Below are 13,010 nucleotides of genomic sequence, written 5' to 3' on the forward strand. Positions count from 1 at the left end.
TCGGTCGGTCAGCAGCGCGTCACGCACATCGACCCCGGCGCACGCTAACAGCGTCACCGCGCCAACTCAAGCGCTGGTGATCATGCCCTGCTCCGCCCGGCTTCAGGTGTCGTCGTCGACAAAGCCTGGTTAATCGTCGGTGCCACGGCAAGGACCAGTTTTCGCGCCGCGATGACCGCTGCCCGGACAATGAGAATAGGCGCGTACAGATCCTTGTCGTGCCACAGAGGAGGGTAGTCGGATCGGTCGGCTCGCAGGTGCCCGACCGCCCGGCACACCGCCGCGGTCACCGCCGGCCGGATCGGCCGGCCGCTGCCCAGCAGGATCTGCACCGCGTACGCGGTCTCCTCCGCCGTGCTGGACCACCGCCCCCAACCGCCGTCGTCGCGTTGGTCGGCCAGGATACGCTCCACCGCACGGTCGATCGCCGTGTCGGCCACCTCCGGTGGTGCGTGTCCGGCCAGCGCCGACACCGCACAGCAGGTGGCGTAGTACGGCGAGGCGTGCCAGCGGTCCGTCCACAGGCCGTCCGGTCCCTGCACGTCGCGCAGCCAGCCGGCCAACGACGCCACCCGGGCGGTGTACCTGTCGGCGCCGTGTCGGGCGTGCCAGCCCAGCGCCTCCAGCACGTGCGCGTTCGTGGTGACCGACTGCCCGTCCTCACCGCGCCAGGTGCAGAAGTGACTGCCCAGGTCGTAGTGGAGCAGGCTGACCGGGTCCACCGGGCGGCCCAGCCGGGCGAGGGCGTACAGGACGGTCGAGGTGGTGTCGGCGTCGGCGGGCAGGCCCGGCCCGGTGGCCGCCCCGTCCGGACCGAGCGCGGCGGCCAGCTCGGCCAGCAGTCGCGCGCCCGGGTCGACCGGCAGACCCACCCGGGCCAGCGTGGCGAGCGTCCAGGACCGTTCGAAGACGGTGATCGGTGTGCAGCACGGCACCGGGCCACCCTGCCGGGCCACCACGGCGTCGAGGTACCTCCGGGCCGCCGGGTCGTCGGTGCGCCGATGGCCCAGCCACACGGCGGTCGCGGCGGGCGAGGCACCCACCGCGCCGTCGACCGGGGCGACGTCGTCGCGGGTGGCGGCGGCCGGGCCGAGCACCTCGTACGCGTGCCAGAGCTTGCTGGGCACCGGCCGACCGCTGGTCAGCAGCGCGTTCACCGCGTCCACCCGACGCCTGTCGACCCCGGGCAGCGCACCGGGTGCGTCGGTCAGCGTCGGCGCGCCGGCCAACTCGGTCAGGTGCGCCTCGATGCGCGCCACCAGGGCCGGGACGATCAGGTCGGCGGCCGGGGTGTCCGGCACGGCCGCGTCGTCTCCCAGGCACCGGACCAGTGCCGCCAGCCCTCGGGTGGCCGCCGCGACGACCTCGCTCCGGCCCGGCCCGGCCGGGTCGGGCGGATCAGCCCGGACGAGGCTGGCGAGCAGCGCCTGCACCGCACTCGCCGTCGGGACCAGGGCGTACCCGCCGGCCGGGCCCCAACTGCCGTCGGCACCCTGCTCGGCGAGCAGGTACGCCAGCCGCGGCGCGTGTCCGTCCACCCACGGCGCGTCGGCGACCAGCCGAGCCGTCTCGTACACCGAGGTGCTGACCTGCCCGTACGGATGCTGTTCCAGCTGTGCCAGCAGGTCACCGACCGCATCGGTCAGCCCGGGCGCCGCGACCGCGCCGAGGGTGAGCGTCGGTGCCGTCACGGCACCCCCCAGAAGTCGGTGGAACGGTAGAAGCCGCTGCTGAAGCCGATCTGCCGGGCCAGGTAGTCCGCCTGCACCGGACAGTTCTCGCGCAGCCCGTCCAGCAGCTGGCGGGCCTGCGCCACCAGTTCGGCGATGCGCTGCTCGACCTCGGTACGCGGCACGAGCAGCAGGGCGTTCAGGTCTCCCCAGCGCAGGTCGCGCTCGTACGTGCCGAGGTCGTTGACGAGCCGCAGAATCCGCTGCACCCGGTCGCTGGCGGCGAGCATCGCGTCCAGATGCGTGAGGGTCGCCGGATCGGCCGTGTGGATCCAGTGCACGACGTTGACCACCGTGCAGGCCAGATTGTCGGCGTTGTCGAGGTACTCCTCGAAGCTGGGCAGCTGGTCGGGATTCTGCTTCCAGTCCCACTCCCGGGCCATGGCGGCGAGCACCTTGCGGGTCTCCTCCCGCCAGCGGTCCCGATGGGCGGCGAAGGCCGGCACGGTGGCCAGTTCGTCGCGCAGTTCGGCGAGGAAGCCGCCGAGGGCGTCGCCGGGCTCCGGCGTGGCGCCGTCGGCCACCGCGAGGCAGCGGGCGGTCAGCCGGTCGATCTCGTCGCGTGCGCGGGCCTCGTGGTCCACCAGCCAGTCGACGGCGAACCCCCACAGCACCGCCCGGTTGGTCAGCCGCAGCTGGGCGACGTCACACCAGGGTGCGCCGAAGGCGATGGCCATGGCCACGTTGCCGAACAGGGTCGCGTCGAACGGCTTGGCGGGAAACAGTTCGGGGTAGGCGGCGGCGACCTTCGCCAGGTCCCGCTGACCCTTGGCGGCCAGGGCGCAGATGCGTCCCTGTTCCGCGGCCACGCTCATCTGGTCGCCGCCGATGCTCGGCGGCGTCTCGGTCAACGGGGTCACGCCGCGACACCCGCCACCGGCCGCAGGGTGACCTCGACCCGGTCCATCGGACGCAGCGCGGCGGCCACCTTGATCCCGGGGATGCTCGGGCGGCTCATCCGGAACCGGTACCGGCTGAGCAGGGTGGCGACGATCAGGGTCGCCTCCAGGTAGAACAGGTGCATCCCGATGCACTGGTGCGGGCCGCCGCCGAACGGGAAGTGTGCGTACTTGGGGCGACCGCGGACCAGCTCGGGCTGGAACCGGTCCGGGTCGAAGACCTCGGGTCGGTCCCAGAACTGCGTCATCCGGTGAGTGATCAGCGGACTGACCACCAGGGTGGAGCCGGCCGGGATCCGGACCCCGCCGATGACGTCCTCCTGCACCGCCAGCCGGGGGAAGAGCCAGCCGATCGGGTAGAGCCGCAGCAGTTCGTCGAGCACCTGCCGGGTGTAGCGCAGCTCGCGCAGGTGCTGTCCGCGTACCGGCTGGTCGCCGACGACCCGGTCGAGTTCCTCGTAGAGCCGGGTGGCGATGTCCGGGTTCTGCTCCAGGTGCGGCCAGAGCCAGGTGAGCACGCTGATCGTGGTCTCGGTGGTGGTGGCCACCATCGCCACGGTGTCGTTGCGCACCTGACGTTCGGTCAGCCGACCACCGTCCTCGGTGCGCCCTCGCCACAGGGTGGAGATGATGTCGTCGCCGTCCTCGTCGGCGGTGTCCCGCACGGCCCGGACGGTCGGCAGCAGCAGGTCGTCGATGAGTTGCACGGCGCGGCGGAACGTGCGGTCACCGGGCATCGGTGCGGCCAGCGGCGCCCAGGGCACCAGGATCCGGGGCATCACCGACCAGGCGATGGCGTCCTGCGCCTCCATGATCCGCATCGCGTCCGGCACCGAGATCTTGTCCGCGAAGAAGACCCGCATGATCGCTGAGCAGACCACCTGGGCCTGGACCTTGCCCATGTCCACCGGCTGGCCGGATCGTGCCGGTTCGGCCAGCTCGTCGATCGACTCCTCGATCGCCACGGCGAGGCGGTCGACCAGCCCGTCGATGCGCCGGGCGGTGAACAACGGCTGGAGGATCTGTCGACTGTTCGTCCAGTGTTCACCGTCGCTGAGGATGCCGTCGCCGAAAAGCCGCTTGAGCGGCCGCCACTGGAGCCCGTCACCGGCCCGGACGTAGTTTTCGGCCTTTTCCCGCAGCACGCGCTGGAGGTGTTCGGGGTGGGTGATGAGGAAGGGCCGGAAGGAGCCGAGGTTGAGCTTCACGATGTCGCCACCGGACCGCTCACCACACTCCACCAGGGCGCGGGCCGGATCCCGTAGCAGGCCTGGCAACACGTGCCGCAGCGGCACGGATCCGGCTCGTCGGGTTTGGACAGTCGTCACGTGGTGTGTTCCCACTCGCACAGACCCCCGGGGTGTGGGTTACTCTTCGAAATGCCACGGTTGCGATGAGCATGACATCGATATGGCATCCGTCACTAGTCGCGTGCTGAGAAATCTTCATGGTCGACATTCCCGCTGTCCACAACCGATTTAGCGTCGTCCGGCGGGCACCGGCCGGTCCGATCTGACGCCGCCGGCCGACCCGGCGCGCGACCCGACCGTGTCCGCCCAGCTCAGCAGGGCCTTCGTGGGGCAGCGACCACGGCCAGGCACCGATCGATGGCTGTGGGTTCAGGCCCGGACCGGGTGATCTATTTCATGTCCGGCATGTAAGTCATCGGCACCGCCCGGCCCGCCTCGCCACGGCTGACCGCCGGAGAATCCAGGCGTGGCCCGGCTCGCTGTGCCACGCTCAGGAGATGGACGACAAGACCATCCTGAGCCGGATCTCCGAACTGGTCGACGAGGAGCACCGGTTGCGCGCCGACGCGCAGGCCACCGAGGCGGGCACCGACGACGAGGCACGCACCCGGCTCCGTGAGCTGGAGGCGTCCCTCGACCAGTGCTGGGACCTGCTCCGCCGCCGCCGTGCGGCGCGGCAGGCACACGGCGACCCGGAGGCGCAGGGTGCCCGACCGGTGTCGGAGGTCGAGCGGTACCTCCAGTAGCGATGGACCGGCTCCGGGTGGTTGCCGATGCCGCCACCCGGAGCCGGCCGTCAGCGCAGGCCCGCCTCGCGCGCCAGCAGTCCGGTGAGCGCGGCCGGTTCGGCGAGGCTCGCCGGCAGGCCACGGGCCGCGAACCAGGTGCTGACGACCCGGACGTCACGGGCCAGGAAGTCGCGCCCCTGCGGGTTCGCCACCACGTCCACCACCTGTGGCAGATCGATCAGCACCAGCCGCCCGGCGTGCACCAGCAGGTTGTACGGCGACAGGTCGCCGTGCGCGTACCCGGCCCGGGCCAGGACCATCAGGGCCTCGACCAGTTGCTCCCACAACCCGCGTAGCTCGGCTCCGGCCGGCCGCAGTTCGGCCAGCCGAGGGGCGGCCTGTCCGGTGTCCGGATCGCCGAGGAACTCCAGCATCAGTTCGGTGTCCCGCAACTGCACCGGGTACGGCACCGCCACCGTCCCGTACCGCTCGCCGATCTCCCAGAGCCGGGCCAACGCGGCGAACTCGGCCGCCGCCCACTGCCCGGCGATCATCTGGCGGCCGAACGCCGTCCGACCGGTCATCGCACGCATCTCCCGGGACCGGCGGACCCGGCGTCCCTCCAGGTATCCGGCGTCGCGGTGGAAGAGGCGGTGCCGGGGATCGCGGTAGCGCTTGGCCGCCAGCACGCAGGAACGGTCACTGTCGGGGACGGCCCGGCGGACCAGGTGGACGTCCGCCTCCTTGCCGGTCTTGAGCACCCCCAGCTCGGTGTCCTTCGCGGCCAGGTCGGTGACCAGCCAGGCCGGATGAGGCTGCGGACCGTGTACGGCGTCGTCCCAGGAGGACCAGACGGCGCCGGTGTCCGGGTCGGGTTCGTCGGAGGGGTCGGCCGGCACCGGGCCGCGCGCCCGCCCGCGCTTCAGGAACTGTGGTTCGTCGTCATCGAAGCGGCGTTTGCCGCGGGTGTGGCGCTCTCGCGCCGAGAAATCGTGATCGCGCACGATGCTGGTATCCCTTGGTCGAGGTGACTGGAGGCAGGAAGTGACCTGCGAAGACGGCCATGACCGACCCCCTCTCCTCGACCGGGCGAGCGCCCGGGTGCACGATGCGCGGACCATGCTCGCTGCGCCCCTGGGGCAGCGTCAATCGCTTTTCTCGTCACCGGCCGTCGGCTGGTCTCACGCGTCCATGACGGCGGCGACCGCGGCGATCACCGTGTCGACGGTGACGGTCGGGGCGAAACGGGCGTCCGTCCAGCGCCGCCCCCGGTGCAGCCAGATGCTGGGCAGGCCGACGGCGGTCGCGCCACCGATGTCCGCCTCGGGGCCGTCCCCGATCACCCAGGCACCACGCAGCGGCATCCGCACCCGCTGGGCGGCCAGGGCGAAGATCCGCGGGTTGGGCTTGCTGACCCCGGCCTCCTCCGAGATCACCCAGTCCGCCACGTACCGGTCCAGGCCGGTACGCCGGATCTTGGCGTCCTGCTGGCGTACCGCCCCGTTGCTCACCACCACCGGCATCCAGCCCGCGCCGTCGGCGATCCGCAACGCGCAGGCGACCAACGGATCGAGTCGGGTGAACTCGACGACCCCGTCGTGCAACTCCTCGACCAGGTCGATGGAGGGGATGCGCAGCCGGTAGCGGTCCCGGATGGCGTCCGCGACGTCCCAGCGGTCGGTGAGGCCGTCGGCGTCGATGGACAGCAGCCAGTCGATGTCGGCCGGGGGTGCGCCGATGCCGTCGAGGAAGCGCTCTGCCCAGGTGCGGAACGGCCCGGCCCGGTCGAGCAGGGTGTTGTCCAGGTCCAGCAGGAGCAGCGGCACTCGGGAACCCTACGGTAATCGGGTACCCGCCCGACAGGGCCGGACGTTACGCGCTGATGACGGACCGGGGCATGATTCGGGTTCCTGTTCGACAGATGTACCAAGCCGTACGTACGGTTTGCATAACCCCTGGTGGGCTGGGACGATCAGGATGTGCCCAGAGTAAGTCAGGATCAGCTCGACGCCCGCCGACAGGAGATTCTCGCCGCCGCGCGGGCCTGTTTCGCCCGGCACGGCTACGAGGGCGCCACCGTACGCCGCCTCGAGGAGGCGACCCGGCTATCCCGAGGCGCCATCTTCCACCACTTCCGCGACAAGGACTCGTTGTTCCTCGCCGTCGCCGAGGACGACGCGGCGACCATGGTGGAGACGGTCGCCCGTAACGGTCTGGTGCAGGTGATGCGCGACCTGCTCGCCCGGGCGGTCTCCCCGGACACCACCGGCTGGCTGGGAAGCCAACTGGAGGTGTCCCGGCGGTTGCGTACCGACCCGGCTTTCGCCAAGCGCTGGGCGGAACGGTCCGCGGCCATCGCCGAGGCGACCCGGGAGCGGCTGGCCCGCCAGCGCGACGCCGGCGTACTCCGCGAGGACATCCCGATCGACGTGCTGGCCCGCTTCCTCGAACTCGCCTACGACGGGTTGGTGCTGCACCTGGCGATGGGACGACCGGCCGGTGACCTCGGTCCGGTGCTCGACCTGGTCGAGGAAGCGGTACGCCGCAAGTAACGACGAGGTAACCCCGCCTCGGCCACCATCGATCGCTGGCATCGTCGCCGCACAATGAAGCGCGTCCCCTCGCCCGACAGGAGCTGGCCATGATCGAGCCCGCGGCAGACTTCGATTTCGACACCTGGGGCGTTCCCAGTCGCACCTTTCTGATCATCTACCTGCTGGCCACCGTCGTGCTCATCGTCGGCGTGCTGATCTTCCGTCGGCGTACGCTGACCGGCCGCTCCGCGCCGCCCGCCGACCAACTCGGCCCGCAGCAGGTCGCCTACCTCACCGGCGGGGAGGACCGGGCCGTCTGGTCCTCGGTCAGCAGCCTGCGCAGCCAGGGCGTGCTCGGCGTAGGCCCTGGCGGCGAGCTCACCGCCGACGGCCCGCTGTCGACCGGTGCCACTCCACTCGACCAGGCCGTGCACTACGCGGCCAGCCAGCGCTGCTCCGCCCGGCAACTGCGGCGTACCGAATGGGTGACCCGAGCACTCGACCAACTGCGCGACGGTCTGTCCCGCCACGACCTGCTGGTCACCCCGGAACGCCGGGCGGCGCTGCGGCTGGGCGCCCTGCTGCTGGCCGCGATGGTGGCGCTCGGCGTGGCACGGATCGTCGCCGGCATCGCCAACGACCGTCCGGTGTGGTACCTCGTGTTCATCGTCGGCGCGCTGGCGGTGCTGACCACGGTGCTGTTCGTCCGGGTGCCCCGCCGGACGAGGGCCGCCGACGCCGCGTTGCGCAGCCTGCGGCAACGCAACCGCCACCTCGCGCCCGCCTCGAACCCTGCGTACGCCGTCTACGGAGCCACCGGAGCCGCCATGGCCGTCGCGCTCTACGGCACCGCCTCGCTCTGGGCGCTGGACCCGACCTTCGCCCAGCAGGCCGAAATCCAGCGTGAGGCGGTGACGGGCGGCGGAGGCACGGTGGGCGGCAGCTGCGGCGGAGGCAGCACCGCCGGCGCGAGCGGCTGTGGCAGCGGTGACGGCGGTGGTGGTGGCTGCGGCGGCGGTGGGTGTGGCGGATGACCGGCCCGCACGGGGTGGGCATCGGCTGGCGACCCGAGATCGCCGGGTTCGTCGCCGAACTGCCCGGCCTGCGCTTCGTCGAGGTGATCGCCGAGTCGGTGCCCACCACCGGTCCGCCGCCTGACGCGCTTGTCGAGTTGCGACAGCGCGGCGTGACCGTCGTACCGCACGGGGTGCGGCTCTCCCTCGGCGGGGCCGAGCCGGTCGAACCGGCCCGGGTGGCCCACCTGGCGGCGGTCGCCGAACTGCTGGCCGCGCCACTGGTCAGCGAGCACATCGCCTTCGTCCGGGCCGGCGGGCTGGAGGCGGGGCACCTGCTGCCGCTGCCGCGTACCCGTGAGGCGGTAGACGCGGTCTGCGCCAACGTCGCGCGGGCCCAGGCCGAACTGCCGGTGCCGATCGCGTTGGAGCCGATCGCGGCGCTGTTCGACTGGCCCGACGACGAACTCGACGAGGCGGCGTTCCTCAGCGAGATCCTGGCCCGCACCGACGCGCTGCTGCTGCTCGACATCGCCAACGTGCACGCCAACGCCGTCAACCGGGGCACCGACCCGCTCGCCCTGCTGGACCGCCTCCCCCTGGAACGGGTGGCGTACCTGCACGTGGCCGGCGGCGCCGAGCAGGGTGGCTTCTACCACGACACACACACCGATCCGGTGTCCCCGGCGGTGCTGGACCTGCTCACCGAGCTGTGCGCGCGGCACCGCCCACCGGCGGTGCTGCTGGAACGCGACGGGCGCTACCCACCCGCCCCCGAGCTCCGTGCCGAGTTGGATGCCGTGGCCGCCGCCACCGGCTTCCCGCTGGTCACATGAGCGCCCCGCCCGTCGACGGCACGGATCCCACCGGCCACCGCCCGGCCACACCCGACAGCCGCCGGCCACCGTCCGGATCGCTTGCCGCACGGCAGGCGGAACTCGTCGCGGCGCTGGTGGCCGGCGGGCCGCCACCGCCGGGCTTCGCGCCGGCCCCGTTGGTCGCTGCCCGGGCCGCGTTGCTGCGCAAGCGGGCCGGTGAGGTGGCACGCCACTGGCCGCTGTTGGCCGCAGGGCTCGCCCCGCACTGGCCGGCGACCTTCACCGAGTGGGCGGCGGATCGACCCACCCTCGGCGGGCTCCGTGACGGCTGGGACCTGGCCCGCGCGTTGCACGCCCGCCACGCGCTGCCGGCGCTCGGCGCCGAGGAACTGGCCGTCCGCGAGGCGGCCTACCGCTACGACGGGGACGCGGCACCGCGCCGCCGCCGGTGGCCCGCCGTCGGCCGGGCCGGCGCGGCCGTCGCCGTGCAACTCGCCGGTCGGGTACGCCTGCTTCGCACCGCCCGGTAGCAGCGCCGACACCGCCTGCCGCAGCGCACCCGGACGCAACCCCCGGTCGCTCGGCGCGGGCGCGCTGCGGCAGGATCGGCGGTATGGATCTGGGACTGACCGACCGGGTGTACGTGCTCACCGGCGCCTCCCGTGGCCTCGGCTACGCCACCGCGCAGTGTCTGGTGGCCGACGGTGCCCGGGTGGTGCTCTCGGCGCGACGCGCCGACGAGGTGGCCGCCGCCACCGCGGCCCTCGGCGGGCCGGACCGGGCCGTCGGCATCGCCGCCGACCTTGCCGACCCGGCCACCCCCGGCCGGCTGGTGGAGACGGCGCAGCAGCACTTCGGCCGGCTCGACGGGGCCCTGGTCTCGGTGGGCGGGCCGACGCCGGGCAGCGCCGCCTCGGTCGACGACGAGCAGTGGCGGCACGCCTTCGAGACGGTCTTCCTGGGCAGCGTACGGATGGTGCGGACGGTCGCCGCGGCGCTGCCCGACGGCGGCGCGATCGCGCTGGTGCTGTCCACCTCGGCCCGTGCGCCGGTGCCCGGTCTGGGCATCTCCAACGGCCTGCGGCCAGGGCTGGCCGGGGTGGCCAAGGACGTCGCCGACGAGTACGGCCCTCGCGGCGTACGGGTGGTCGGACTGCTGCCGGGACGCATCCTCACCGATCGCAACCGGGAACTCTTCGCCGCCAGCGGCGACCCGGAACAGGCCCAGGCCGAGGCGGAGGCGGGCATCCCGCTGCGGCGCATCGGCGAGCCGGCAGAGTTCGGGCGGGTCGCCGCGTTCGTGCTCTCCCCTGCCGCGAGCTACCTCACCGGGATCACCCTCCCGGTCGACGGTGGCGCGCTGCGCGGCCTGTGACCGTCGAACCGCCCGCCGAGCAGCACCGCAAGGCCCGACGCGGCACCGGGTCGGGTGCGGCGTTGACACCCCGCCCGCATCCACGTCCCAGCCGCGAAGACCTGGCCGCGGCCGTCGACAGGACGTTGCCGGATGTCATCGGCACCGGGCTGGACGTGCTGTTCGTGGGCATCAACCCGGGGCTGTGGTCGGCGGCCACCGGTTGGCACTTCGCCCGCCCGGGCAACCGGTTCTGGCCGGCGCTGCACCGCAGCGGCTTCACCCCGCGTCTGCTGCACCCCAGTGAGCAGGACAGCCTGCCCGAACTCGGGCTGGGCATCACCAACATCGTCGCCCGGGCCAGCGCCCGGGCCGACGAGCTGACCGCCGCCGAACTGGTGGCCGGTGCGCGGGAGTTGACCGGCAAGGTCGCCCGCTACCGGCCGCGCTGGGTGGCGGTGGTCGGGGTGACCGCGTACCGGGTGGGGTTCGCCCGACCGAAGGCGACCTTCGGTCGGCAGCCTGAGCCGCTGGCCGCCGCCCAGCTCTGGGTGTTGCCCAATCCGAGCGGTCTGAACGCGCACTACACGCCGGAAACCCTCGCGGCGGCGTTCGCCGCCCTCCGCGAGGCCACCGGCAGACAGCCCGCCGGCGGGTAGCCCGCGGGTCAGGTAGCCCGCGTGTCAGTTGGCGGCGGCGGGCGGCAGGGCCTCGTCGGCGACGTACTCGCGGGTGGGGATGACTACCGGTTCCGGGTGCGCGGCGTCGGCGTACGGGCTGGGCGAGTCCGCCACCGCGAACTGGGTGCGGTACAGCTCGGCGTAGAGGCCGCCGACGGCGACCAGTTCCTCGTGACGGCCCCGCTCGACGATCCGGCCCCCGTCGAGGACGAGGATCTGGTCCGCGTCCCGCACGGTGGAGAGCCGGTGCGCGATCACCAGCGCGGTACGCCCGGTCAGCGCCACCGACAGCGCCCGCTGCACCGCCGCCTCGCTCTCGGAGTCCAGGTGTGCGGTGGCCTCGTCGAGGATGACGATCGACGGCGCCTTGAGCAGCAACCGGGCGATGGCGATGCGCTGCTTCTCGCCGCCGGAGAAGCGGTAACCGCGCTCACCCACGGTCGTCTCCAGCCCGTCGGGCAGGGACCGGACCAGGTCGGCGACCTGCGCACCGGCCAGCGCGGCCCACAGCTCGTCGTCGGTGGCGTCGGGCTTGGCGTAGCGCAGGTTCTCCGCGATGGTCTCGTGGAACAGGTGGGAGTCCTGGGTGACCACGCCGATCTCGTCGCGCAGCGACGCGAGCGTGGCGTCCCGTACGTCCACCCCACCGACCAGCACCTGCCCGTCGGTGACGTCGTAGATGCGCGAGATCAGCATGGACAGGGTGGACTTGCCGGCACCGGAGGGGCCGACCAACGCCACCATCTGACCCGGCTCGACCTTGAACGACACGCCCTTGAGCACCGGCTCGTTGATCGTACGGTCCAGCGTGGCGACCTCTTCGAGGGAGGCCAGCGAGATCTCCGCGGCGCTCGGGTAGCGGAACCGCACGTCGCGGAACTCCACCGTGCCCGTGCCCTTGGGCACCGGTACCGCGCCGGGCCGCTCGGTGATCGCCGGCTTCAGGTCGAGCACCTCGAAGACCCGGTCGAAGGAGACGAGCGCGCTCATCACGTCCACCCGGACGTTGCTCAGCGCGGTGAGCGGACCGTAGAGCCGGGTGAGCAGCAACGCCAGGGTGACCACGGTGCCGGCGCTGACGTCACCACGGACCGCCAGCCAACCACCGAGACCGTAGGTGAGCGCCTGGGCCAGGGAGGCCACCAGCATCATCGCCACGAAGAAGGTCCGCGAGTACATCGCCGACTGGATGCCGATGTCGCGGACCCGCTCGGCGCGGCGGGCGAACCGGTCGGCCTCCGCGTCCGGGCGGCCGAAGAGCTTGACCAGCAACGCGCCCGCGACCCCGAACCGTTCGGTCATTGTCGCGTTCATCTTGGCGTCGAGGTTGTACGACTCTCGGGTGATCTCGGCCAGCCGCCGCCCGACCCGCCGGGCCGGGATGATGAACACCGGCAGCAGCACCAGCGACAACGCGGTGATCTGCCAGGACAGGGTGAACATCACCGCGGCGGTGAGCAGCAGCTGGATCACGTTGCTGACCACGCCGGACAGCGTGGAGGTGAAGGCCCGCTGGGCCCCCAGCACGTCGTTGTTGAGCCGGCTGACCAGCGCACCGGTCTGGGTGCGGGTGAAGAACTGCAACGGCATCCGCTGCACGTGGTCGTAGACCCGGGTACGCAGGTCGAGGATGATGCCTTCGCCGATGCGCGCCGAATACCACCGCTGCGCCAGCGAGAGCAGCGCGTCGGCGACGGCCAGCCCGGCGATGAACAGCGCCAGCCGGGTCACCACCGACCCGCCGTCGGGACCGCCCTGGGTGATGGCGTCGATCACGTCGCCGGCGAGCAGCGGGGTGGCCACGCCGATCACCGCCGCGATGACCACCGTCAGCAGGAACACGACGATGTCGCGCCGGTAGGGCTGGGCGAAGGCCACGATCCGCCCGGCCACGCCGCGCTGGAGCCGGTGGGTGGAGATCTCGTCACGGCTGCGCATCGACCGGAGCATGCCCCAACCGCCCATGCCGCCAGCGGCCATGTGGTTGGACACCGCCACCTCCGG

General features: G+C 72.5%; 13 protein-coding genes. 7 read left to right on the top strand and 6 right to left on the bottom strand.

Going from position 1 to position 13,010, the window contains the following annotated elements; translation table 11 throughout:
- Window positions 1-80: 80 nt before the first annotated feature.
- Genes VAB18032_RS20920 through VAB18032_RS20930 form a run of 3 tightly spaced genes read right to left on the bottom strand, consistent with a single transcriptional unit; the run spans window position 81 to window position 3,924 of the window.
- Window positions 81-1,691, bottom strand: a complete 1,611-nt coding sequence (locus tag VAB18032_RS20920) for a prenyltransferase/squalene oxidase repeat-containing protein (protein ID WP_013734911.1) — start codon at window positions 1,689-1,691, stop codon at window positions 81-83.
- On the bottom strand, window positions 1,688-2,581 hold the full coding sequence (locus VAB18032_RS31885) for a terpene synthase family protein (protein WP_043725228.1): 894 nt from the start codon (window positions 2,579-2,581) through the stop codon (window positions 1,688-1,690). The genes VAB18032_RS20920 and VAB18032_RS31885 overlap by 4 nt, the downstream gene beginning before the upstream one ends.
- Window positions 2,582-2,586: 5 nt before the next feature.
- The gene (locus VAB18032_RS20930; RefSeq protein WP_013734913.1) at window positions 2,587-3,924 is read right to left on the bottom strand and encodes a cytochrome P450; all 1,338 of its coding nucleotides are present in this window, start codon (window positions 3,922-3,924) and stop codon (window positions 2,587-2,589) included.
- A gap of 452 nt (window positions 3,925-4,376) precedes the next feature.
- Here VAB18032_RS20930 and VAB18032_RS20935 point away from each other — a divergent pair, with 452 nt between their 5' ends.
- Window positions 4,377-4,625: a DUF2630 family protein gene (locus tag VAB18032_RS20935; RefSeq protein ID WP_013734914.1), complete on the top strand. Its 249-nt coding sequence runs from the start codon at window positions 4,377-4,379 to the stop codon at window positions 4,623-4,625.
- Between the two features lie 50 nt (window positions 4,626-4,675).
- On the opposite strand, the gene VAB18032_RS20940 is transcribed toward VAB18032_RS20935, so the two are convergent.
- Both VAB18032_RS20940 and VAB18032_RS20945 read right to left on the bottom strand, forming a co-directional pair.
- A complete protein-coding gene (locus VAB18032_RS20940; RefSeq protein WP_013734915.1) occupies window positions 4,676-5,611 on the bottom strand; it encodes an RIO1 family regulatory kinase/ATPase domain-containing protein in 936 nt (311 codons plus the stop codon).
- A 177-nt stretch (window positions 5,612-5,788) separates the two neighbouring features.
- Entirely contained in the window at window positions 5,789-6,433 is a 645-nt protein-coding gene (locus VAB18032_RS20945) for an HAD family hydrolase (RefSeq protein WP_013734916.1), read from the bottom strand.
- A 153-nt stretch (window positions 6,434-6,586) separates the two neighbouring features.
- On the opposite strand from VAB18032_RS20945, the gene VAB18032_RS20950 reads away from it, so the two are divergent.
- The 6 genes from VAB18032_RS20950 (at window position 6,587) to mug (ending at window position 10,985) form a co-directional block, all read left to right on the top strand.
- Window positions 6,587-7,159, top strand: a complete 573-nt coding sequence (locus VAB18032_RS20950) for a TetR/AcrR family transcriptional regulator (RefSeq protein ID WP_013734917.1) — start codon at window positions 6,587-6,589, stop codon at window positions 7,157-7,159.
- 89 nt (window positions 7,160-7,248) lie between these two features.
- Window positions 7,249-8,175: a TIGR04222 domain-containing membrane protein gene (locus VAB18032_RS20955; protein WP_013734918.1), complete on the top strand. Its 927-nt coding sequence runs from the start codon at window positions 7,249-7,251 to the stop codon at window positions 8,173-8,175.
- Entirely contained in the window at window positions 8,172-8,990 is an 819-nt protein-coding gene (locus VAB18032_RS20960; protein ID WP_013734919.1) for an MbnB/TglH/ChrH family RiPP precursor modification enzyme, read from the top strand. The genes VAB18032_RS20955 and VAB18032_RS20960 overlap by 4 nt, the downstream gene beginning before the upstream one ends.
- Window positions 8,987-9,502 (top strand): SCO6045 C-terminal-like domain-containing protein, encoded by a 516-nt coding sequence (locus VAB18032_RS20965; protein ID WP_013734920.1) that lies wholly within the window; start codon window positions 8,987-8,989, stop codon window positions 9,500-9,502. Before VAB18032_RS20960 ends, VAB18032_RS20965 begins: the two co-directional genes overlap by 4 nt.
- 83 nt (window positions 9,503-9,585) lie before the next feature.
- Window positions 9,586-10,347 (top strand): SDR family oxidoreductase, encoded by a 762-nt coding sequence (locus tag VAB18032_RS20970; RefSeq protein ID WP_013734921.1) that lies wholly within the window; start codon window positions 9,586-9,588, stop codon window positions 10,345-10,347.
- Window positions 10,344-10,985: a G/U mismatch-specific DNA glycosylase gene (gene mug, locus VAB18032_RS20975; protein ID WP_013734922.1), complete on the top strand. Its 642-nt coding sequence runs from the start codon at window positions 10,344-10,346 to the stop codon at window positions 10,983-10,985. The genes VAB18032_RS20970 and mug overlap by 4 nt, the downstream gene beginning before the upstream one ends.
- Before the next feature lie 24 nt (window positions 10,986-11,009).
- On the opposite strand, the gene VAB18032_RS20980 is transcribed toward mug, so the two are convergent.
- Complete coding sequence (locus tag VAB18032_RS20980; protein WP_043725241.1) at window positions 11,010-12,986, bottom strand: ABC transporter ATP-binding protein; 1,977 nt, start codon at window positions 12,984-12,986, stop codon at window positions 11,010-11,012.
- Between the last annotated feature and the right edge of the window lie 24 nt (window positions 12,987-13,010).

The organism is Micromonospora maris AB-18-032 (assembly GCF_000204155.1).
Taxonomy (GTDB): Bacteria; Actinomycetota; Actinomycetes; order Mycobacteriales; family Micromonosporaceae; genus Micromonospora; species Micromonospora gifhornensis.